Consider the following 22,180-nt stretch of genomic DNA (forward strand, 5'->3'; position numbering starts at 1 on the left):
TTTTTCGTTGGGCGGCGGACGAAAGCGCGTGGAGGCCACGCGCTTTCAAGATGATCAGGCGGCTTCAGCAGCCATCTTCTTGGCCTTTTCGACGGCTTCTTCCATCGAACCAACCATGTAGAACGCAGCTTCCGGCAGGTGGTCGTACTCGCCGTTGACCAGACCCTTGAAACCCTTGATCGTGTCTTCGAGAGCGACCAGCTTGCCTGGGGCGCCAGTGAAGATTTCAGCCACGAAGAACGGCTGCGACAGGAAGCGTTCGATCTTACGAGCGCGCGCAACGGCCAGGCGGTCTTCTTCAGACAGTTCGTCCATGCCGAGAATGGCGATGATGTCCTGGAGAGCCTTGTAGCGCTGCAAGGTCATCTGAACCTTACGGGCAACTTCATAGTGCTCTTCGCCAACGATCATCGGGTCAAGCATGCGCGACGTGGAGTCGAGCGGGTCAACAGCCGGGTAAATACCCTTTTCAGCGATCGAACGCGACAGAACCGTCGTTGCGTCCAAGTGGGCGAACGATGTTGCTGGCGCCGGGTCGGTCAAGTCGTCGGCAGGTACGTAAATGGCCTGAACCGAGGTGATCGAACCCTTGGTCGTGGTGGTGATGCGTTCCTGCATCTGGCCCATGTCGGTCGCCAGCGTGGGCTGATAACCCACAGCGGAAGGAATACGGCCCAAGAGAGCCGACACTTCGGAACCAGCCTGCGTGAAGCGGAAGATGTTGTCCACGAAGAACAGAACGTCCTGACCCTTGTCGCGGAAGTCTTCAGCGATGGTCAGACCCGTCAGGGCAACGCGAGCACGCGCGCCTGGTGGTTCGTTCATCTGGCCGTAAACGAGCGCAGCCTTGGAGCCTTCGCCACCGCCCAGCTTGTTCACGCCGGATTCGATCATTTCGTGGTAAAGGTCGTTGCCTTCGCGGGTACGTTCACCCACGCCAGCAAATACCGAGTAACCACCGTGGGCCTTGGCGACGTTGTTGATCAGTTCCATGATGAGAACGGTCTTGCCAACGCCGGCACCGCCGAACAGGCCGATCTTGCCGCCCTTGGCGTAAGGTGCCAGGAGGTCGACGACCTTGATGCCGGTGACCAGAATCTGGCCATCTGTGGACTGCTCGACGTAGGAAGGTGCTTCCTGGTGAATGGCGCGCATGCCGGAGGTTACCAGCGGACCTGCTTCGTCAACCGGCTCGCCGATAACGTTCATGATACGACCAAGCGTCTCAGGACCGACAGGAACGGTGATCGGAGCGCCCGTGTCACGAACGGCCTGACCGCGAACCAGACCTTCGGTCGAGTCCATGGCGATTGTACGCACGACGTTTTCGCCGAGATGCTGCGCAACTTCGAGAACCAGACGGTTGCCGTTATTGTCAGTTTCAATCGCGTTGAGGATCGCAGGCAGGTCGCCTTCGAACGCCACGTCGACAACAGCGCCGATAACCTGCGTAACCTTGCCGGTCGCGCCAGTGATCGCTGCGGTTTTCTTTGGGGTAGCTGCCTTAGCCATTATCCTTACCCTCTTTCCTTAACCTCAGAGCGCTTCCGCGCCCGAAATGATTTCAATCAGTTCCTTGGTGATCTGAGCCTGACGCTGACGGTTATAGGAAAGCGTCAGCTTGTTGATCATTTCACCGGCGTTGCGCGTGGCGTTGTCCATCGCGCTCATCTTGGCACCCATTTCGCCAGCCACGTTTTCGAGCAGAGCCCGGAAAACCTGAACCGAAATGTTGCGCGGAATAAGGTCTTCCAGAATGGAAGCCGCATCCGGCTCGTATTCGTAAATCGCCGTCGTTGCAGACTGCTCGACCTCAACCGCAGGAGCCGCAGCAGGAATAAGCTGCAGACCTGTCGGGATCTGGCTGATGACCGATTTGAACTCGGAATAGATCAGCGTGCAGACATCGAACTCACCGGCGTTAAAACGCGCGATGATCTTCTTGGCGATACCGTCAGCGTTCTCGAAACCCACCCGCTTCACGTCACGCAGTTCGATGCGCTCGATGATGTTGGACGAGAATTCGCGACGCAGGCTATCGTAGCCCTTCTTGCCGACAGTCATGATCTTGACCGTCTTGCCTTCTGCAATCAGCTTGCGAGCGCGATCGCGGGCAAAACGGGAAATCTGTGCATTGAAACCACCGCAAAGACCACGGTCAGCCGTGCAGACGACGAGCAGATGCACGTCGTCCTTGCCCGTACCGGTCATCAGAACCGGAGCAACGTCTGCCTCTACCGCCTGAGCGATATTGGCAAGAACGGCACCCATGCGCTGCGAGTAAGGCCGGGCGGCCTCCGCAGCTTCCTGGGCGCGCCGAAGCTTCGCCGCGGCGACCATTTTCATCGCCTTGGTAATCTTCTGCGTCGCCTTTACGGAGGCTATGCGGTTTTTCAGATCCTTTAGTGAAGGCATCCGTTATCCGTCCCAGTCACGAGGCTAATCAGGAGAAAGACTTGGCGAAGTTCTCAAGAGCAGTCTTCAACTTGCCCTTGGTATCGTCGCTAACAGCCTTTTCCGTGCGGATGGTGTCGAGAATGTCTTTGCCTTCCGAACGAAGGTAAGACAGCAGACCCTGCTCGAACTTGCTGATATCTGCAACAGCGACCTTATCCAGGTAACCGTTCACACCAGCGAAGATCACAGCAACCTGTTCTTCCGTCTTGAGCGGGGAGAACTGTGGCTGCTTGAGCAATTCGGTCAGACGTGCACCACGGTTCAGCAGGCGCTGTGTGGAAGCATCGAGGTCGGAACCGAACTGGGCAAAGGCTGCCATTTCACGATACTGGGCAAGCTCGCCCTTGATCGAACCGGCAACCTGCTTCATGGCCTTGATCTGAGCGGCAGAACCAACGCGAGACACCGACAGACCGACGTTAACAGCCGGACGGATACCCTGATAGAACAGGTCGGTTTCAAGGAAGATCTGGCCGTCGGTGATCGAGATCACGTTGGTCGGAATAAACGCGGAAACGTCGTTGCCCTGCGTTTCGATGACAGGCAGAGCCGTCAGCGAACCATTTCCAGCATCGTCGCCCATCTTGGCGGCGCGCTCGAGTAGACGCGAATGAAGGTAGAAAACGTCGCCAGGATAAGCTTCGCGGCCCGGAGGACGGCGAAGAAGAAGCGACATCTGACGGTAGGCAACAGCCTGCTTGGAAAGGTCATCGTAACCGATCAGCGCGTGCATGCCGTTGTCGCGGAAGTATTCGCCCATCGCGCAACCAGCAAACGGTGCCAGATACTGCATCGGAGCAGGATCGGAGGCGGTTGCGGCAACGATGATCGAATACTGAAGAGCGCCACGCTCTTCCAGAACCTTCACGAACTGAGCAACAGTCGAACGCTTCTGGCCGATAGCGACGTAAACGCAGTACAGCTTTTCGCTGTCTGGACCGCTATCGTGAATGGCCTTCTGGTTCAGGATCGTGTCGAGAATGATCGCTGTCTTACCGGTCTGACGGTCGCCGATGACCAGCTCGCGCTGGCCACGACCAACCGGGATCAGAGCATCAATGGCCTTGAGGCCTGTCGACATAGGCTCATGAACCGACTTGCGCGGAATGATGCCGGGAGCCTTGACGTCAACACGCGAACGGCGCGTTGCGTTGATCGGGCCCTTGCCGTCGATCGGGTTGCCGAGAGCATCGACCACGCGGCCGAGAAGCTCTGGACCGACGGGAACGTCAACGATAGCGCCGGTCCGCTTGACGGTGTCGCCTTCCTTGATGTCACGGTCAGAACCGAAAATAACAACGCCGACGTTGTCGTTTTCGAGGTTGAGTGCCATGCCGCGAATGCCGCCTGGGAACTCGACCATTTCACCGGCCTGAACATTGTCGAGGCCGTAAACGCGGGCAATACCGTCACCGACGGAAAGCACTTGGCCGACTTCCGAGACTTCTGCCTCGTTGCCGAAATTTTTGATCTGGTCTTTTAGAATAGCGGAAATTTCCGCGGCGCGGATATCCATCAGCCAACCTCTTTCAGTGCAAGCTTAAGGGTGGAAAGTTTGGTGCGAAGAGACGTATCGGTCTGGCGCGAACCAACCTTGACGATAAGACCGCCAAGAATGGATGGATCGATGGTCAGAGCGACCTTCACATCCTTACCAGTAACGCTCTTCAGCGCCGCTTTCAGTTCAGTTTCCTGCGCTTCATCCAGCGCATGAGCCGAGGTAACCTCGGCAGTAATCTCACCGCGATGCGCGGCAACGATTTCACGATAGGCAACGACCATGCCGGGAACGGCAAACAGACGACGATTGCCCGCAACGACTTTCAGAAAGTTTGCAGTCAGGCCAGCGATACCGGCTTTTTCTGCGATGGCGGAAATCGCGCTGGATTGCTCTTTCGCCGAAAAGACGGGGCTCGCAACCAGACGCTTCAGATCGTCGCTTTCATCAAGCAAGCCCTGAAACTTTTCGAGGTCGGCACCAACCGCTTCAATGACACCCGCTTCCAAAGCAAGCTCGAAAAGCGACGACGCATACCTTTCCGCTACACCGGATGTTCCATGGGAGGTATCTGCCACGGGCACTTTTTCCCTGCTAATCGTCCAAGAAGACGGCGCCAATTGCTCAGCTTTCCAAATTCTTGAAATCGTTTCAATTTCCCCGAAAAAGGCCGGAATTCCCCCCTGCCTTATCTCGATTTCGCGGTCCGTCTAGCATAGGAAGCCGGGACTCGCAACACGCGTAGTAACGGAAAGTGGCGTTTGAGCAAGAGCCAGGCCGTTAAATTTTTCGACATCACCCCGCAGAAGCCCATATCGGCGGCATGAATGCCGCATCGGCTTTTTTAGACCAAACCGAATACGTAAATCAGAGGCAGCGCGGCCAAGGCGGAATGCACAACCAGAAGTAAGCAATTTCGCATCGTTGCGCCCCCGTCCGACAGAATCGACAGGACCGCACCGAAAGCAGCGAGTGCGAACGAAAAACCAAAGGCCATGTACACTAAGAATTGTCCTAGTAACATTGCCGTCGCTCCAAACCCCAGATAAAGGCCCGCAAGAGAAGAGCGTAACAAGACTAGGCCATCCCGGCGCTCCGCCTGAAATTGCATACCGAACAGACGAAACGTCACGCCAGGCGCAAACATGATGACCAAACCAATGATGGCAGAGACGGCTGCGGCAGAAAATGCCAGTTGCTCGCCGAGCTCGGTCGGAAAATAGAATTCCATTGTTGTCCCCAAATCAGGTGTTCCCCGACAGCCTTATGGCATGACGGGCTGTAAGTGGAAAAGGCGTCAAAGAAAACTTTGCGGATCGATATCGATCTGGACGTGGATCGACCCACGCTCCTTGGGTCCGTTGCCCAGCATCGCCCGCATGAAGGCCTGCATGTCGGAATTTCTCTTGCCGTGGACCAGAAGCCGGAATCGGTATCGCCCGCGAATGAGCGCAAGCGGTGCTTCGGCGGGGCCAAGCAGCATGATGCCGGATGCCTGCGGCGCGGAGGCCCGCAGGCCACGCGCATGCGTTTCGGCCTCGGCGCGCGTATCGGCGGAAATGATGACTGATGCCAATCGCCCGAATGGCGGAAGCAGGGCTTTCTCCCGCTCCATCACCTCTCTGTCATAGAAAGCAGCCGCATCACCGGAAACGATGGCCTGCATGACCGGGTGCTGCGGCTGATAAGTCTGCAACAGACCATGGCTTTTGAGACCCGTGCGGCCTGCACGTCCCGTTACCTGGGACAGCAGTTGGAACGTGCGCTCCGCAGCGCGTGGATCGCCATTCGCCAGCCCTATATCGGCATCGACGATACCCACCAGCGTCATCAGTGGAAAATTATGACCCTTGGCCACGAGTTGGGTGCCGATAACGATATCCGCCTCCCCTTTCACGATGGCTTCGAGCTCCAGCCGCAAGCGTTTTACGCCCATCAGGTCGGACGACAGCACGATGGTTCGAGCCTCAGGGAAGTGCTTTTCGACCTCTTCAGCAATCCGCTCGACACCGGGACCACAAGCGGCCAGATGATCGAAGGTGCCGCATTCCGGGCAATGGTCCGGCGTCGGTTGATTGTGACCGCACTGGTGGCATTGCAACTGGCTGCGAAAGCGGTGCTCGACCAACCAGCTGGAACATTGCGGGCACTGGAAACGGTGACCGCACACCCGGCATAGCGTCAGCGGGGCATAACCACGCCGATTGAGAAACAGCAGCGACTGCTCACCCTTCTCCATGGTCTTGGCGATGCCGCGCAACAGCACCGGTGACAGGAACCCGCCGCGTTCCGGCGGGTGTTTGCGCATATCGACCAGATGAAGGTCCGGCATGGCCGCATCGCCAAACCGCGTGTGCAGATGAATGGTGTTGTAACGGCCCGACGTGCCGTTCACCTGGCTTTCCACGGAGGGCGTCGCCGACACCAGCACGACCGGGAAGTCGGCGATGCGCGCGCGCACGACAGCCATGTCACGCGCATTATAATAGACGCGGTCTTCCTGCTTATAGGCCGGGTCGTGCTCCTCGTCGACAATGATAAGGCCAAGATTGTCGAACGGCAGGAAGAGTGCGGAGCGCGCGCCCGCCACCACGCGCACCTCGCCCGTCACCGTCTGGCGCCAGACTTTTTCGCGCAGACGCGGCGAAAGATCGGAATGCCATTCCGCCGGTTTGGAGCCGAACCGGTCCTGAAAGCGGTCGAGAAAAGATGCCGTCAATGCGATCTCGGGCAGCAGGATCAGTACCTGCTTGCCTTGCCGCAGGGTTTCGGCCACGGCTTCGAAATAGACCTCGGTCTTACCGGAGCCCGTGACACCATCGATCAGCGAAACAGCAAAGCCGCCTTTCCTTACGTCCTCAAGAATCTCGGAAGCCGCCTGCCTTTGCGGCCCTTCCAGACGGGGCTCGACATAGTCAGGGTCCGGCTCTGCGACTACGGATGGAGCGGGCAGAAAGACCGTTTCAAAAATGCCCTGTTTGGCAAGTCCATCGATGACGCTTGCCGAAACACCCGCCGCATTGGCAAGCCCGCTTTTCGTCCAGGCATGTCCCTCGGCGGCCAGCTCCAGGACCCGCGCACGGGCAGGCGTCGAGCGCTCCGGTCGCGCTTCCGTCAGCCGCAGGCCTTCGATCATCGGCTCCGGGTCGAAGGCGGCTGGAGCACGTAGAGCCATGCGGGCCACCAGACCTGGTGGAGACAACGTATAAGCGGCCACCCAATCGATGAAGCGGCGCATTTCATCGCGCATTGGCGGGCAATCGAAGGATTTCGTGATGGGCCGAAGCTTTTTGGGATCGACGGAAGCTCCATCGGTCTTGTCCCAGACGACGCCGATAACCTGCCTCGGGCCCAGTGGTACCTGCACGATGGACCCCGGCTCCACCACCATGTCGGCGGGCACCGAATAGCTATATGGACCCGGCGCAGGCATGGGCACCAGAACGGGCACCGCCGCAACGGGTTCGGGAAGAGCGGGCTTGTGCTGGTCGAACAAGGCCGCAAACAGATCAGTCGAATCTTTTGCCATAGGCTGGCGACAATGCACTCTGGGAACAGGAAAAGGAACCTTTAGCGGAGACAGTCCCTGCCTGTCATCCGCATTTTAACCAAATGCAGACGGCAACTGGTTAGTCTTGCCGCAAACAATGGGATTTTACCATGGACGAGATTTTGACCTTTGCCGACCCCGAGCTTTTGGCAGAGCGACAGGTCTGGCTTTCCTCTCTGGCGGATGAGAGGCGGCTCGCAGATAACACGCTTGAAGCCTATGAGCGTGATACCAGACAATTTTTGACGTTCATGACCGGCTATCTCGGCAATCCGACCAGCATCGGCAATGTCAGCAATTTGCGCCCTGTCGATCTTCGCGCTTTTCTCGCGTCACGCCGTAAAGAGGGTGCGGGCGCACGCTCGCTGGGGCGACATCTTGCTGGGTTGCGGTCGTTTCTCCGGTATCTCGAGAAAAAGGGCATGGTCAACGCAGCCGGTGCAACCGCCATGCGTGCACCGAAACAGCCGAAATCCCTTCCGAAACCGCTCACAGATCGGCAGGCCCTGAAAATCACGACTGTTGACGCGCAGCTTTCCGAAGAGCCATGGATCGCCGCCCGCAATGCTGCGGTGCTTGCTTTGCTTTACGGTTGCGGCCTACGTATCTCCGAGGCGCTGGGGCTGACCGGGGCTGATCTTTCGCACGATGTGCGCAGCCTTCGCGTGACAGGCAAAGGCAACAAGATGCGCCTCGTACCGCTGCTTCCCGTCGTCTTGGAGGCTGTAGAGACCTACCGCAAGCTCTGCCCCTATCATATCGAAGACGACGAACCGCTGTTTCTCGGCGCGCGCGGCGGCACGCTCCAACCCGCCATTATTCAGCGTGAAATGCAAAAACTGCGTGGCGCGTTCGGTCTGCCGGAAACTGCAACACCGCACGCCCTTCGGCATTCTTTTGCCACGCATCTGCTGGCTGGCGGCGGGGATTTGCGCACGATTCAGGAATTATTGGGCCATGCCAGCCTGTCCACAACGCAGATTTATACCGGCGTCGACACGGCACGTTTGCTGGAAATCTACGACAATTCCCATCCTCGGGCATAAAAGATTTAACGCGCAAGATTTGCTTAACTATGCCCATTAACCGTCCGTCCAAATCCCCGGACTTATAAGTGCTGCCAGAAAACGGGGTGATTCGATGATCGATCTTTCCAGGCCTCAAAACCTGACATCACTGATGATGGGCCGCATGGGCGACGCGTTGCTGTGGCTGCTGGCCGCACTGCATGTCGCAGCAATTGCCGTTCTGGTCACAACCTTACTGTCCGTTGGCGAAGCTCATGCTGCCGACGACCCGATCGAGTGCAAGGGAACCAATCTGCTGGTCGAGATGCAGAAGAAGGAACCTGCGCGCTACGACGCCATTGTTGCGGAAGCGAAAGAGACGCCCAACGGCAGGGGCGCATTCTGGAAAATCGAAAAAGCAGGCGTCGAGCCCTCATGGCTTCTCGGCACAATGCATATTTCCGATCCGCGCGTGCTGCAAATGCCCGATGGTGCAAAAGAGGCTTTTGCAAAGGCCGACACTGTCATTGTCGAATCGGACGAGATTACCGATGAAAAAAAGGCTGCCGCATCTTTGCTGGCGCGCCCGGAGCTGACCATGTTTCTCGACGGCAAATCGATGACCGACCTGTTGTCGCCTCAGGACGTTGCAAAGCTGGAGAGCGGGCTGAAAGAACGGGGCATTCCGCTCGATGCCGTCGTCAAAATGAAGCCGTGGATATTGTCCAGCTTCGTGGCACTTCCGGCCTGCGAATTTGCGCGCAAGGCGCGTGGCGCGAACTTTCTGGACATGAAGCTTGCCAAGGATGCAGTGAGCGATGGCAAAAAGCTGGTCGGTCTGGAAACACTTCTGGAACAGATCACCGCCATGTCCGACCTGCCGCTGTCCTTTCACGTGCAGTCGCTGATCCAGATGCTGGAACTGGGCGACCGGATGGATGACGTCATGGCGACGATGATCGACCTCTATGTGGAGGGCGAGATCGGCATGATCATGCCCATGATGAAAAGCATCGATCCCAAGCATGACGATCTGGGAAAAGACGGCTATGCCGCTTTCGAACAACGCCTGATCAATGATCGCAACCACGTCATGGCGAACAACGCCGCACCACATCTCGAGCACGGCAATGTCTTCATGGCTGTTGGCGCGCTGCATCTGCCCGGCAAAGTCGGCGTCATCGAACTGCTACGCGCAAAAGGCTTCACCTTAACGACCGTCCATTAGAAACAATCTGGACGTAAACCACTGTATAATTAGAATTTTCTAAATTTATACGCTCACAAAATATGCAACTATTTGGCGCGCAATTCATTCTCCGCTCCGCATAGCACCGCCAAGGCAGCGCTTGCTTTCTATGTGGATTTGAGGGGACTGACATGGCTGACGAAGACGCTTCGGAGAAGAAACGCGTGGGTTTGACGGAGGGTGTCAACAAACCCGTCTTTCTCTGGTCTGTTGGACTGACGCTGGTTTTCGTCATTGCAGGTGTTGTGACGCCGCAAGGGTCCGCCGCCCTGTTCAGCGGCATGCAGTCATGGATCGTCACGGAACTGGGCTGGATTTACCTGCTCTCCGTCGCCGTCTTTCTCATATTCATGCTCTATCTCGGATTTTCCAGTCACGGCAAAATCAAGCTTGGGCCGAATCATTCTGAGCCCGATTACAGTTATGGCGCATGGTTCTCCATGCTGTTTGCTGCGGGCATGGGCATCGGCCTCGTCTTCTTCGGCGTCGCCGAGCCGGTAAAGCATTTCACTGCACCGCCAACGGGTGACCCTGCAACCATCGAAGCCGCCCGCACGGCCATGGAAATCAGTTATTTCCATTGGGGTCTGCACGCCTGGGCCGTTTATGCCGTCATCGGCCTGTCGCTGGCTTACTTCTCGTTCCGCCATGGCTTGCCGCTCACCATGCGTTCGGCGCTTTATCCACTGATCGGTGATCGCATCTATGGGCCGATCGGCAATGCCGTCGATATCTTTGCCGTCATCGGCACGCTCTTCGGTGTCGCCACGTCCCTTGGCCTCGGCGTGCTCCAGGTCAATGCCGGTTTCAACCATGTTCTTGGCTGGCCGATCAGCTTTTGGATACAGCTGCCGCTGATCGTCGTCATCACCGGCATGGCAACCGTGTCGGTTGCGACTGGTCTCGACAAGGGCATCAAGTTTCTATCGAATCTGAACATGCTGATGGCCGTAGCCCTGATGCTGTTCGTCTTCGTCATGGGTCCAACGACATTTCTCCTGCGCGCCTTCGTGCAGAACCTCGGCGCCTATCTCGATCAGTTCGTTCTGCGCACCTTCTATATGTACGCCTATGCGCCCGATAAGGGACCGAGCGAGTGGCTGGGTGACTGGACGCTGTTCTACTGGGGCTGGTGGATTGCATGGTCGCCATTCGTCGGCATGTTCATCGCCCGCATTTCCCGTGGTCGCACCATCCGCGAATTCATCGCAGGCGTTCTGCTCGTTCCAACCGGTTTCAGCTTCGCTTGGATGACGGTGTTTGGTGATACCGCTCTGTCGATGCACCTGACAGGCGCAACGACGGCCGTATCAGAAGCGGTGGCCAACGATGTGACACTGGCTCTCTTCGTGTTCCTCGAGCAGTTTCCATTCGGCGTTTACGTCTCGTGGTTTGCCATGGCGCTGATCGTGTTTTTCTTCGTCACAGGTGCTGATTCTTCAGCGCTCGTCATCGATACGCTGACATCGGGCGGACGTGAGGATGGACCCACCGCACGGCGCGTGTTCTGGGCGATCGTCTCTGGTGTCATCGGTGCCATCCTGCTCTCGACCGGTGGACTGGATGCCCTACAAACCGCCTCCATTGCCGGTGCCCTGCCCTTCACTTTCGTCATGCTGTTGATGTGCTGGGGCCTGTGGAAGGGGCTGCAAAAAGAAGGCCTGCGCCAGAATGCCTTGGTCCAGAGCTTGAGGCCACGCCAGTCAGCAAGCTGGCAGCGACAGTTGCAGGGCATTCTCAACCATCCCGGCAAAGCTGAAACCGAACGCTTCCTGCAGGAAACGGCGACACCTGCATTGGAAGCCGTCGCGCTTGAGCTCGAGAAGCGCTCCCTCACCTCGCAGCTGGACAACAAGGACGACAGGCTAAAGCTGACCGTTACGCCGGGAGAAGCGGAGGAGTTCATCTATGGCATCCGCATGCGCCGCTATGAGACGCCCGGCTATAGCTTCTTTGAAAGCCAATCCAACCGCAAGAAAGCCGAGTATTATTACCGGGCAGAAGTCTTTCTTTCGGATGGCGGGCAGGATTACGATGTGATGGGCTTCACGAAAGAAGAGCTCATTCAGGACGTGCTCCTGCAATATGACAGGCACTTCCAGTATCTTCACGCCATAAGAACGTAATACGACGCGCAAAAAGCACGCATAAAAAAGGCCACAGTCCGTAGAGACTGCGGCCTTTTTGTTGGCTTGAAAGCTTACATGTGGATCGGCTTGAAGAAGGTGGCGAGTGCCGCTTCCTTCACCGCTTCAGACATGGTCGGGTGCGCATGGCAGGTACGGCCCAGATCTTCCGAAGAACCGCCGAATTCCATCAGCACGGAAATTTCCTGGATCAACTCGCCAGCGCCGAAGCCGAGGATGTGACCGCCGAGAACCTTGTCGGTGTCCTTGTCAGCCAGAATTTTCACGAAACCGTCCGTGACCTGCATGGCGCGAGCGCGACCATTGGCGGTGAAGGGGAATTTGCCGACCTTGTAGGCGATGCCCGCAGCTTTCAATTCCTCTTCCGTCTTGCCAACGGAGGCGACTTCAGGCTGGGTGTAGACCACGCCGGGAATGACGTCGTAATTCACATGGCCATGCTGGCCGGCGAGAATTTCTGCCAGCGCCACGCCTTCATCTTCAGCCTTGTGCGCCAGCATCGGGCCCTTGACCACGTCACCGATGGCATAGATGCCGTCGACATTGGTCTTGTAATGACCATCGATCTCGACGCGGCCACGGCTATCCAGCACGACGCCTGCTTCCGTCAGACCGAGACCCTCAGTGAAAGGCTTACGACCGGTGGAAATCAGCACGACATTGGCGTCGAGCGTTTCAGCCGCACCGCCCTTGACCGGCTCGAACGTAACCTTGGCGCCATCACCAGTCTTTTCGACGGCGGTGACCTTGGCGCCCAGCTTGAAATCAATGCCCTGTTTGGCAAACAGACGCTGCGCCTGCTTGGAAAGTTCGCCATCCATGCCAGCGAGAATATTGTCGAGATATTCAACGACCGTGACCTTGGCGCCCAGACGCGCCCAGACCGAGCCGAGCTCGAGGCCGATGACACCGCCACCGACGACGATCATCTTTTCTGGAACCTTCGTCAGCGCAATGCCGCCTGTGGAAGAGACGATGACCTGCTCATCGATATCGACCTGCACGCCTGGAATACCCGCGATGTCGGAACCGGTCGCGATGACGATGTTCTTGGTTTCGATTTCCTGAACCTCACCCGCATCGTTGGTAACGGACACCTTGCCGGCAGACACGATCTTGCCGAGACCCTGGAAGGTGTCGACCTTGTTTTTCTTGAAGAGGAAGGAAACGCCATCGACGTTGGCCTTCACCACACCGTCCTTATGCGCCATCATCTTGTCGAGGTTGAGCGTCGGCGCAGCAACTTCAATACCAAGACTATCGACGCCATGGGCCACATGCGCGAAAACTTCCGATGCGTGCAGCAGCGCCTTGGATGGAATGCAGCCGACGTTGAGGCAAGTGCCGCCATAGGTCGCACGCTTTTCGATAACGGCAACTTTCAAACCAAGCTGTGCCGCCTTGATCGCGCAAACATATCCGCCAGGGCCTGTGCCGATTACAACTACATCATATGCCATGTGTTCGTTCCTGATAGATTGGGGGCAGCAACGTGAGCCACCCTACTTTCGTTTGACCTAAAAACTCAGGCCGACTTTTCCGTTGCCAGTTTGATGCCGAGCGCGATGAACACGACGCCGCTGGTGCGGTCGATCCATTGGCTTGCGCGGGCGAAGGCTGCGCGCATGCGCGGCGTTGTCATGAACATGCTGACACCGACGAACCAGAGGATAAGGCAACTGGCCATGACGAAGCCGTAGCCGAACTTGATCGGAACCGGCGTGTGCGCATGCACAACCGTCGAGAAGATCGACAAAAAGAAGAATACGGGCTTCGGGTTGAGCGCGTTCGCCGCAAAACCAAGCGTGAAAGCCTTTAAGCCCGACTGCCGCTTCTTCTGAATGATCTCGGCGCCTTCGACCTCCGGCATTTCCATCTTGCCAGCCCGCAGGGCTTTGACACCGATATAGATGAGATAGGCAACGCCGAGCCATTTGACGATGTTGAAGAGATAAATGGACTGCGAGATGATCAGCCCCAGTCCAAGGATCGTATAGGTCACATGGAACATCAAGGATGTTCCAACGCCAAAGCTGGTGATGATCGCTTCGCGGCGCCCATGGGTCATCGCCTGGCGCATGACCATAGCGAGATCGGCGCCGGGAGACACGATGGCGAAGAAGAAGATTGCCATCAAGGATGCAAGTTCGATCAGATATTGGTGCATCAACCTGCCTCCTAGAACAACAACACGAAGAGCATGAGCAAGAGCCCGATCATCGAGCCGACCCAGACCAGCGACCGGATATAGGGGATGCCTGCCAGATACAGGGGTATGTAGACGATGCGGCAGACAATCCAGATCCAGGCGCCGATCAACGCAAGGCCGACCGGGTCGCCCGCCATGATAACGCCGAAGGCCAAGGCGATGAAGGCGACATAGGTTTCGAGAAAATTCGAAGCTGCGCGCTCAGCGCGGCCAGCAAGCTTACCCTGTACTTTTTTGCCGTCATCACGCGGACCGGCATTCCAGCTACTACCGAGCTCTTTCGTCGCGATCATGGCCTGCAGCGCGATATGCACCATAAGAATGAGCACACTGACCCCGATGAGGGGTAAAAACGGTGAGGCGGCGAGGAAAGTAGGTTGCACAAGCAAGCTCCTGAGACAATTTCAGCGGGATTTCACTTGAAACCCCGCTGACTGAAAAAAGCAAGTTCGATCAGAGATCGAGAACCAGACGCTCGGGATCTTCAAGGCTTTCCTTGACGCGGACGAGGAAGGTTACGGCTTCCTTCCCGTCAACGATACGGTGATCGTAGGACAGCGCCAGATACATCATCGGACGGATCACGACCTGACCGCCGATAGCGACCGGACGCTCCTGAATCTTATGCATACCGAGAATACCGGATTGCGGAGCGTTGAGGATCGGCGAAGACATCAGCGAGCCGTAGACACCACCATTGGTGATCGTGAAGGTGCCGCCCTGCATGTCGGCCATGCCAAGCGAACCGTCGCGGGCTGCCTTGGCAAGACGACCGAGTTCTTTCTCGACGCCAGCGATAGAACGCTGATCGGCATCGCGGATGACAGGGACGACAAGACCCTTGTCGGTGCCGACAGCCATGCCGACGTGACAATAGTTCTTGTAGATGATGTCGGTGCCATCGATCTCAGCGTTGACGGCTGGCAGTTCCTTCAGGGCGTGCGTAACGGCCTTGGTGAAGAAGCCCATGAAGCCGAGCTTGACGCCATGCTTCTTCTCGAACACGTCCTTGTAGCGATTGCGCAGTTCCATCACCGCTGTCATGTCCACTTCGTTGTAAGTGGTCAGCATGGCGGCTGTGTTCTGCGCGTCCTTCAGGCGACGTGCAATCGTCTGGCGCAGGCGCGTCATCTTCACGCGCTCTTCGCGAATGGCATCGCCTTCCGAAGAAACCGGGCGGGGTGCAGCAACGGCAGCCGGGGCCGCGGCTGGTGCAGACGTACCCTTGGCAACAGCGGCCAGCACGTCACCCTTCAAGACCTGTCCGCGCTTGCCGGAACCATCGACCTGATCGGCAGAGAGGTTGTTTTCTGACAAGAGTTTGCCAGCAGCCGGTGCAGGCGGCATGGAGCTTGGCGCAGCGGACGAAACAGCAGCAGCAGGGGCTGCGGCAGCAGCGGCTGGTTCAGGTGCCTTTGCAGGCGCAGCAGCCGGTGCGGATGGAGCAGCGCCCGCGGCACCTTCTGCGATCTGGCCCAGCAGAGCGTCAAGGCCAACCGTCTCGCCATTCTGGGCAACGATCTCGGTCAGCACGCCGGAGGCGGGTGCCGGAACTTCAACGGTTACCTTGTCGGTTTCCAGCTCTACCAGCGGCTCATCGGCCTTGACGGTATCGCCAACCTTTTTGAACCAGGTTCCGACAGTTGCTTCGCTGACGGACTCGCCGAGGGTTGGTACGCGGATTTCAGTGGCCATGATCTAGTTCCGTTTCATCAAATAGCTGTTTTGAGAGGGTGCGATGGGAAGAGTTTTCACTCTCCCAGCGCGTCTTCCAGGAATGCCGCGAGCTGCGCGAGGTGCTTGGACATCAGGCCTGTTGCAGGCGATGCAGCAGCCGGACGACCCGTGTAACGGACCTTCTGGTACTTGGCATCGATATGGGCCAGGACCCATTCCAGATAAGGGTCGATGAACGACCACGCACCCATGTTCTTCGGCTCTTCCTGGCACCAGACCATCTCGGCGTTGCGGAAGCGGGACAGCTCGTTGATGAGCGCCTTGGCCGGGAACGGATAGAGCTGTTCGATGCGCAGCAGATAGACGTCGTCAATGCCACGCTTTTCACGCTCTTCGAGCAGATCGTAGTAAACCTTACCCGTGCAAAGCACGACGCGACGGATTTTCGAATCCTTCTGCAGCTTGATCGGGCCGTCCTTGATGACCTCGGCATCGTCCCACAGCAGACGGTGGAAGGAGGACTCGCCACCCAGTTCCGTCAGCGAAGAGGTCGCACGCTTGTGGCGCAGGAGGGACTTCGGCGTCATCAGGATGAGCGGCTTGCGGAAGTCGCGCTTCACCTGGCGGCGCAGGATGTGGAAGTAGTTAGCCGGCGTCGTAACGTTTGCGACCTGCATGTTGTCTTCGGCGCACATCTGCAGCCAGCGTTCCAGACGAGCGGACGAGTGTTCCGGTCCCTGTCCTTCATAACCATGCGGCAGAAGGCAGACGAGACCGGACATGCGCAGCCACTTGCGCTCACCAGACGAGATGAACTGGTCGAACACGACCTGCGCACCGTTGGCGAAGTCACCGAACTGGGCTTCCCAAAGCGTCAATGCATTCGGGCGAGCCAGCGAGTAGCCATATTCGAAGCCGAGAACAGCTTCTTCAGAGAGCATGGAGTTGATGACTTCGTAGCGCGCCTGCGTCGGTGCAAGGTTTGCCAGCGGAATGTAACGCTCTTCCGTCTCCTGATCGTAGAGAACCGAGTGACGCTGCGAGAACGTGCCGCGTTCGCAATCCTGACCGGAGAGACGGATCTTGTGACCGTCAACAACCAGCGAGCCGAACGCCATGGCTTCCGCCATCGCCCAATCCAGACCTTCGCCGGTCTCGATCATCTGCGCACGGTTTTCCATGAAACGCTGGATGGTCTTGTGCGCCTTGAAGCCTTCAGGAATGGTCGACAGCTTGCGACCGATTTCCTTCAGCTGCTTCATCGGAGCGCCGGTCTTGCCACGACGCTGCTCATCGGCATTGTCGGCGGCACGAAGACCGGACCACTGACCGTCCAGCCAGTCGGCCTTGTTCGGCTTGTAGCTCTGCCCTGCTTCGAATTCCTGCTCCAGATGCGCGCGCCAGTCGGCCTTCATCTTCTCAAATTCGCCTTCGGTAATCAGACCTTCGGCAATCAGACGCTCGGCATAGATATTGGCAACCGTCTTGTGCGCACGAATAACCTTGTACATCTTCGGCTGCGTGAAGGATGGCTCATCACCTTCGTTGTGGCCAAAGCGACGGTAGCAGAACATGTCGACCACAACAGGCTTGTGGAACTTCATGCGGTATTCGGTCGCGACCTTGGCTGCATACACGACAGCTTCAGGGTCATCACCATTGACGTGGAAGATCGGTGCTTCGATCATCTTGGCAACGTCGGATGGATAAGGCGACGAGCGCGAAAAGCCCGGGTTCGTCGTAAAGCCGATCTGGTTGTTGATGATGAAGTGCATGGTGCCAGCAACACGGTGACCGCGAAGACCGGACAGTCCGAGAATTTCAGCAACCACGCCCTGACCTGCAAAAGCAGCATCGCCGTGCAGCAGCAGCGGCAGAACCTTTGCGCGCTCGGATAGCGGAATTGTGTCACCATCCCAGGCCTTGGCCAGTTGGTCCTGCTTGGCGCGGGCCTTGCCCATGACCACAGGGTTGACGATTTCAAGGTGCGACGGGTTTGCCGTCAGCGACAGGTGAACCTTGTTACCATCGAATTCACGGTCGGAAGAAGCACCCAGATGATACTTCACGTCACCGGAACCTTCGACATCGTCCGGCTTGAACGAACCGCCCTTGAACTCGTGGAAAACGGCGCGGTGCGGCTTGCCCATGACGTTGGTCAAAACGTTGAGGCGACCACGGTGGGCCATGCCCAGCACGACCTCTTCAAGGCCGTCCTGACCACCACGCTTGATGATCTGTTCGAGCGCCGGGATGAGCGATTCACTGCCATCGAGGCCGAAGCGCTTGGTGCCTTTGAAGCGAACGTCGAGGAACTGCTCGTAGCCTTCGGCTTCGACGAGCTTTGAGAGAATAGCCTTCTTGCCTTCAGCGGTGAAGGCAACGCCCTTGTCCGGGCCTTCGATACGTTCCTGAATCCAGCCTTTTTCGTCCGGGCTGGACATGTGCATGAACTCGACACCGAGTGTCGTACAGTAGGTCCGTTCGAGAATTTCGATCATCTCACGAACGCTGGCATATTCGAGGCCAAGGACGTTATCGATGAAAATCTTGCGGTCGTAATCGCTTTCCTCGAAGCCATAGGACTTCGGCGACAGCTCGTTGTAGTCCTCAACCGCGCTGGCAATGCCGAGCGGATCGAGCTTGGCATGCAGGTGACCGCGCATACGGTAGGCGCGGATCATCATGATGGCGCGGACGCTGTCGCGTGTCGCCTGAAGAACCTCAGCTTCGCTCACGGCCTTGCCGGTTTCAGCGCCCTTGGCTTCCGCCTTGGCCTGAACCTTCTTTTCGATGGCCTTTTCGACGGTGGCCCAGTTGCCATCCAGCGCCGAAATCAGGTCGCCATTGGCCGCAATCGGCCAGTTGGAGCGCTTCCAGGAAGCGCCCTGCGCGGCTTTCTTCACATCTTCTGGATTATCGGAAAGCCCCTTGAAGAAGCTCTGCCATTCTGGCGATACGGAGGATGGATCCTCCTCATACCGGGCGTAGAGCTGCTCGATATAGGCTGCATTCGCGCCGTCCAGAAACGACGTGATCGAAAACTGCTCGTTGGCTTCTTGCCTTGCCATGGTGCTTTCGCGGACGTATTCGCCCGCCTCCTCAATCCCGTTGATGACCGTTGTCGGTCTGCCGCTTTAGTCTCCGATGCGAAAGCATCGACTCTTCTTCCTGCGGCTTCGGGCAGGCTGCCGTTTCCGACCCCTGCCCGCTGCCAGATTTTTGGTCGTCTCAGCCCTTGAGGACTTCGACCAGCGTCTTGCCCAGACGTGCCGGGGATGGCGAAACCTTGATACCAGCTGCTTCCATGGCAGCGATCTTGGACTCCGCATCACCCTTACCGCCTGAAACGACAGCACCGGCGTGGCCCATGGTGCGACCCTTAGGCGCCGTACGACCGGCGATAAAGCCAGCCATTGGCTTCTTACGGCCCTTCTTGGCTTCGTCGATCAGGAACTGTGCCGCATCTTCTTCCGCTGCACCGCCGATTTCGCCGATCATGATGATCGACTGCGTGGCTTCGTCAGCGAGGAACATTTCCAGGATGTCGATGAACTCGGTACCCTTGACCGGGTCGCCACCGATGCCGACAGCCGTCGTCTGGCCAAGGCCTTCGTTGGATGTCTGGAACACGGCTTCGTAAGTCAGCGTGCCGGAGCGCGAGACAATACCGACCGAACCCTTGCGGAAGATCGAACCCGGCATGATGCCGATCTTGCATTCTTCCGGCGTCATGATGCCTGGGCAGTTGGGCCCGAGCAGGCGCGAGTTGGAACGGTCCAGCCGTGCCTTGACGCGAACCATGTCCATGACAGGAATGCCTTCGGTGATGCAGGTGATGAACGGGATTTCCGCTTCGATCGCTTCGATGATGGCATCGGCAGCGCCTGCTGGCGGAACGTAGATGACAGACGCGTCAGCGCCGGTCTTTTCCTTGGCTTCCGCAACGGTTGCATAGATCGGCAGGCTTTCGCCCTTGGAGCCAGTCCATGTTTCGCCACCCTTCTTCGGGTGAATACCGCCGACCATCTGCGTGCCGTAATAAGCAAGCGCCTGTTCGGTGTGGAAGGTGCCGGTCTTGCCGGTCAGACCCTGAACGAGGATCTTGGTGTCTTTATTTACAAGAATAGACATTATTTCCAGTCCCTCAATTAGGCGTTGATCGCCGCAACGATCTTCTTGGCTGCATCGTCCAGATCGTCAGCAGCCGTAATCGCAAGACCCGATTCGTTCAGAAGCTTCTTGCCCAATTCGACATTGGTGCCTTCAAGGCGCACGACGAGCGGAACCTTGAGACCAACTTCCTTCACCGCGGCGATCACGCCCTCGGCGATGACGTCGCACTTCATGATGCCGCCGAAGATGTTGACGAGGATGCCCTCGACCTTGGGATCAGCAGTGATGATCTTGAACGCAGCCGCGACCTTCTCCTTGCCAGCACCACCGCCGACGTCACAGAAGTTTGCAGGCTCTTTGCCGTACAGCTTGATGATGTCCATCGTTGCCATGGCAAGACCGGCACCATTGACCATGCAGCCGATGTTGCCATCGAGCGCCACATAGGCGAGGTCCCACTTGGAGGCTTCGATTTCCTTGGCGTCTTCTTCGGTCTCATCGCGCAGCAGCTTCACGTCGTCGTGACGGAAAATTGCGTTGCCGTCGAAGGACATCTTGGCGTCGAGAACGCGCAGGTGACCATCGGTCATGACGATCAGCGGGTTGACTTCGAGAAGAGCCATGTCCTTTTCGACGAAGGCCTTGTAGAGCGCGGGGAAGAGCGCCTTGGCGTCTTCGGCAGCAGCACTGGAAAGCTCCAGAGCCTTGGAGATCGCTGCGATGTTTTTAGCCGTTACACCGGCTTCAGGCTCGATTGCGATGGTGTGGATTTTCTCAGGCGTGTCGTGGGCGACAGCTTCGATGTCCATGCCGCCTTCGGTGGAAACCACGAAAGCTACCTGACCGACGGAACGATCAACGAGCAGCGAGCAATAGAGTTCACGGTCGATATCCGCGCCGTCTTCGATGTAGAGACGGTTGACCTGCTTGCCAGCATCGCCGGTCTGCGCTGTGACCAGCGTGTTGCCGAGCATGTCCTTGGCGTGAGAAACGACTTCCTCAATGGACTTGGCCAGGCGAACGCCGCCCTTTGCATCGGGGCCGAGTTCATTGAACTTGCCCTTGCCGCGACCACCAGCGTGGATCTGGCTCTTGACCACGTAAAGTGGGCCAGGAAGCTGCTTTGCAGCAGCTTCGGCTTCTTCGACCTTGAGGATAGCAACCCCTTCGGCCACCGGCGCACCATAGCCCTTCAGAAGAGCCTTGGCCTGATATTCATGAATATTCATGGATTAATCCCTGTTTGTGCCGAAAGGCAATTACTTCAGCGACGGAGCAATGTTGACGCAGGCTTCGCAAAGACCCGCAACCGCGCCGACGGACTTCTGGAAGGCGGCTTCCTCGTCCTTGTTGAGTTCGATTTCGATGATGCGCTCGATACCGCCTGCACCGATGATTGTGGGAACGCCGACATACATGTCGTTGACGCCGTACTGGCCGGACAGATAGGCCGCAGCAGGCAGAACGCGCTTCTTGTCCTTGAGGTAGGACTCAGCCATTTCGATAGCCGAAGCAGCAGGCGCATAGTAGGCCGAACCGGTCTTCAGCAGGCCGACGATTTCGGCACCGCCATCACGCGTGCGCTGAACGATCTCTTCCAGACGCTCGGCAGTGAGCCAGCCCATCTTGACGAGGTCCGTCAATGGAATACCGCCAACGGTGGAGTAGCGTGCCAAAGGCACCATAGTATCGCCGTGGCCGCCGAGAACGAATGCCGTCACGTCCTGAACGGAGACGTTGAATTCTTCGGACAGGAACAGGCGGAAGCGCGCGCTGTCGAGAACGCCAGCCATGCCGACGACCTTGTTCTTCGGCAGACCGGAGAACTTCTGGAGAGCCCAAACCATGGCGTCGAGCGGGTTGGTGATGCAGATCACGAAAGCGTTCGGGGCATATTTCTTAATGCCAGCGCCGACCTGTTCCATGACCTTGAGGTTGATGCCGAGAAGATCGTCGCGACTCATGCCGGGCTTGCGGGCAACACCGGCAGTTACGATGCAGACGTCTGCGCCTTCGATGGCAGCATAGTCGGAAGCGCCCGTCAGCTTGGCATTGAAACCTTCGACAGGACCGGACTGGGCAATATCCAGACCCTTGCCCTGTGGAATACCGTCAGCAATATCGAAGAGGACGATATCGCCCAGTTCTTTCAGGCTGGCCAAATGCGCCAGCGTGCCGCCGATCATGCCAGAACCAATAAGTGCAATCTTTTTGCGAGACATCGAATGCTTCCTCTCGAGCTTCAATTCAATTTCGCCGCGGATGTATGG

Annotated in this window: 17 protein-coding genes; 3 read left to right on the forward strand and 14 right to left on the reverse strand. The window is 57.6% G+C overall.

Going from position 1 to position 22,180, the window contains the following annotated elements:
* Nucleotides 1-54: 54 nt before the first annotated feature.
* The 6 genes from atpD to QRN55_RS14460 all read right to left on the reverse strand — a co-directional run bounded on the left by atpD (nt 55) and on the right by QRN55_RS14460 (nt 7,484).
* Complete coding sequence (gene atpD / locus QRN55_RS14435) at nt 55-1,512, reverse strand: F0F1 ATP synthase subunit beta (protein ID WP_112499077.1); 1,458 nt, start codon at nt 1,510-1,512, stop codon at nt 55-57.
* 24 nt (nt 1,513-1,536) lie between these two features.
* Complete coding sequence (locus tag QRN55_RS14440) at nt 1,537-2,415, reverse strand: F0F1 ATP synthase subunit gamma (RefSeq protein WP_112499076.1); 879 nt, start codon at nt 2,413-2,415, stop codon at nt 1,537-1,539.
* A 28-nt stretch (nt 2,416-2,443) separates the two neighbouring features.
* Nucleotides 2,444-3,973 (reverse strand): F0F1 ATP synthase subunit alpha, encoded by a 1,530-nt coding sequence (atpA, locus tag QRN55_RS14445; protein WP_065700562.1) that lies wholly within the window; start codon nt 3,971-3,973, stop codon nt 2,444-2,446.
* Nucleotides 3,973-4,539 carry a F0F1 ATP synthase subunit delta gene (locus QRN55_RS14450; RefSeq protein ID WP_233123507.1) on the reverse strand — a complete coding sequence of 189 codons (567 nt, stop codon included), beginning with the start codon at nt 4,537-4,539 and terminating at the stop codon, nt 3,973-3,975. Before QRN55_RS14450 ends, atpA begins: the two co-directional genes overlap by 1 nt.
* A gap of 260 nt (nt 4,540-4,799) precedes the next feature.
* The gene (locus QRN55_RS14455; RefSeq protein WP_284777233.1) at nt 4,800-5,186 is read right to left on the reverse strand and encodes an AGROH133_08824 family phage infection protein; all 387 of its coding nucleotides are present in this window, start codon (nt 5,184-5,186) and stop codon (nt 4,800-4,802) included.
* 66 nt (nt 5,187-5,252) lie between these two features.
* Nucleotides 5,253-7,484 carry a primosomal protein N' gene (locus QRN55_RS14460; RefSeq protein WP_284777234.1) on the reverse strand — a complete coding sequence of 744 codons (2,232 nt, stop codon included), beginning with the start codon at nt 7,482-7,484 and terminating at the stop codon, nt 5,253-5,255.
* Nucleotides 7,485-7,615: 131 nt separating this feature from the next.
* Between QRN55_RS14460 and QRN55_RS14465 the strand changes: the two genes are divergently transcribed.
* From QRN55_RS14465 to QRN55_RS14475, 3 genes are all read left to right on the forward strand, one after another.
* Nucleotides 7,616-8,551 carry a tyrosine recombinase XerC gene (locus QRN55_RS14465; protein WP_284777235.1) on the forward strand — a complete coding sequence of 312 codons (936 nt, stop codon included), beginning with the start codon at nt 7,616-7,618 and terminating at the stop codon, nt 8,549-8,551.
* Nucleotides 8,552-8,645: 94 nt separating this feature from the next.
* Nucleotides 8,646-9,740, forward strand: coding sequence for a TraB/GumN family protein (locus tag QRN55_RS14470; RefSeq protein WP_284777236.1), 1,095 nt, complete (start codon nt 8,646-8,648; stop codon nt 9,738-9,740).
* 152 nt (nt 9,741-9,892) lie between these two features.
* Nucleotides 9,893-11,887, forward strand: a complete 1,995-nt coding sequence (locus tag QRN55_RS14475; RefSeq protein WP_284777237.1) for a BCCT family transporter — start codon at nt 9,893-9,895, stop codon at nt 11,885-11,887.
* 74 nt (nt 11,888-11,961) lie between these two features.
* On the opposite strand, the gene lpdA is transcribed toward QRN55_RS14475, so the two are convergent.
* The 8 genes from lpdA to mdh form a co-directional block, all read right to left on the reverse strand.
* Nucleotides 11,962-13,368 (reverse strand): dihydrolipoyl dehydrogenase, encoded by a 1,407-nt coding sequence (lpdA, locus tag QRN55_RS14480; protein ID WP_284777238.1) that lies wholly within the window; start codon nt 13,366-13,368, stop codon nt 11,962-11,964.
* A gap of 65 nt (nt 13,369-13,433) precedes the next feature.
* Nucleotides 13,434-14,075, reverse strand: a complete 642-nt coding sequence (locus tag QRN55_RS14485) for a LysE family translocator (RefSeq protein WP_284777239.1) — start codon at nt 14,073-14,075, stop codon at nt 13,434-13,436.
* An 11-nt stretch (nt 14,076-14,086) separates the two neighbouring features.
* On the reverse strand, nt 14,087-14,500 hold the full coding sequence (locus QRN55_RS14490) for an MAPEG family protein (RefSeq protein WP_045230941.1): 414 nt from the start codon (nt 14,498-14,500) through the stop codon (nt 14,087-14,089).
* 70 nt (nt 14,501-14,570) lie between these two features.
* A complete protein-coding gene (odhB, locus tag QRN55_RS14495; RefSeq protein ID WP_284777240.1) occupies nt 14,571-15,812 on the reverse strand; it encodes a 2-oxoglutarate dehydrogenase complex dihydrolipoyllysine-residue succinyltransferase in 1,242 nt (413 codons plus the stop codon).
* 56 nt (nt 15,813-15,868) lie between these two features.
* On the reverse strand, nt 15,869-18,865 hold the full coding sequence (locus tag QRN55_RS14500) for a 2-oxoglutarate dehydrogenase E1 component (protein ID WP_284777241.1): 2,997 nt from the start codon (nt 18,863-18,865) through the stop codon (nt 15,869-15,871).
* Between the two features lie 160 nt (nt 18,866-19,025).
* Nucleotides 19,026-19,928, reverse strand: a complete 903-nt coding sequence (gene sucD / locus QRN55_RS14505; protein WP_284777242.1) for a succinate--CoA ligase subunit alpha — start codon at nt 19,926-19,928, stop codon at nt 19,026-19,028.
* 17 nt (nt 19,929-19,945) lie between these two features.
* Nucleotides 19,946-21,139 (reverse strand): ADP-forming succinate--CoA ligase subunit beta, encoded by a 1,194-nt coding sequence (sucC, locus tag QRN55_RS14510; protein ID WP_284777243.1) that lies wholly within the window; start codon nt 21,137-21,139, stop codon nt 19,946-19,948.
* A 30-nt stretch (nt 21,140-21,169) separates the two neighbouring features.
* Nucleotides 21,170-22,132, reverse strand: a complete 963-nt coding sequence (mdh, locus tag QRN55_RS14515; protein WP_045230854.1) for a malate dehydrogenase — start codon at nt 22,130-22,132, stop codon at nt 21,170-21,172.
* Nucleotides 22,133-22,180: the final 48 nt, after the last annotated feature.

It is taken from the genome of Agrobacterium sp. lyk4-40-TYG-31 (assembly GCF_030209855.1).
In the GTDB taxonomy this organism is placed as follows: domain Bacteria; phylum Pseudomonadota; class Alphaproteobacteria; order Rhizobiales; family Rhizobiaceae; genus Agrobacterium; species Agrobacterium vaccinii.

What these genes read in the sequence shown, in the direction of transcription:
- atpD (WP_112499077.1), bottom strand. Translation starts at nt 1,512, where the DNA reads ATGGCTAAGGCAGCTACCCCAAAGAAAACCGCAGCGATCACTGGCGCG.
- QRN55_RS14440 (WP_112499076.1), bottom strand. Translation starts at nt 2,415, where the DNA reads ATGCCTTCACTAAAGGATCTGAAAAACCGCATAGCCTCCGTAAAGGCG.
- atpA (WP_065700562.1), bottom strand. Translation starts at nt 3,973, where the DNA reads ATGGATATCCGCGCCGCGGAAATTTCCGCTATTCTAAAAGACCAGATC.
- QRN55_RS14455 (WP_284777233.1), bottom strand. Translation starts at nt 5,186, where the DNA reads ATGGAATTCTATTTTCCGACCGAGCTCGGCGAGCAACTGGCATTTTCT.
- QRN55_RS14460 (WP_284777234.1), bottom strand. Translation starts at nt 7,484, where the DNA reads ATGGCAAAAGATTCGACTGATCTGTTTGCGGCCTTGTTCGACCAGCAC.
- QRN55_RS14465 (WP_284777235.1), top strand. Translation starts at nt 7,616, where the DNA reads ATGGACGAGATTTTGACCTTTGCCGACCCCGAGCTTTTGGCAGAGCGA.
- QRN55_RS14470 (WP_284777236.1), top strand. Translation starts at nt 8,646, where the DNA reads ATGATCGATCTTTCCAGGCCTCAAAACCTGACATCACTGATGATGGGC.
- QRN55_RS14475 (WP_284777237.1), top strand. Translation starts at nt 9,893, where the DNA reads ATGGCTGACGAAGACGCTTCGGAGAAGAAACGCGTGGGTTTGACGGAG.
- lpdA (WP_284777238.1), bottom strand. Translation starts at nt 13,368, where the DNA reads ATGGCATATGATGTAGTTGTAATCGGCACAGGCCCTGGCGGATATGTT.
- QRN55_RS14485 (WP_284777239.1), bottom strand. Translation starts at nt 14,075, where the DNA reads ATGCACCAATATCTGATCGAACTTGCATCCTTGATGGCAATCTTCTTC.
- odhB (WP_284777240.1), bottom strand. Translation starts at nt 15,812, where the DNA reads ATGGCCACTGAAATCCGCGTACCAACCCTCGGCGAGTCCGTCAGCGAA.
- QRN55_RS14500 (WP_284777241.1), bottom strand. Translation starts at nt 18,865, where the DNA reads ATGGCAAGGCAAGAAGCCAACGAGCAGTTTTCGATCACGTCGTTTCTG.
- sucD (WP_284777242.1), bottom strand. Translation starts at nt 19,928, where the DNA reads ATGTCTATTCTTGTAAATAAAGACACCAAGATCCTCGTTCAGGGTCTG.
- sucC (WP_284777243.1), bottom strand. Translation starts at nt 21,139, where the DNA reads ATGAATATTCATGAATATCAGGCCAAGGCTCTTCTGAAGGGCTATGGT.
- mdh (WP_045230854.1), bottom strand. Translation starts at nt 22,132, where the DNA reads ATGTCTCGCAAAAAGATTGCACTTATTGGTTCTGGCATGATCGGCGGC.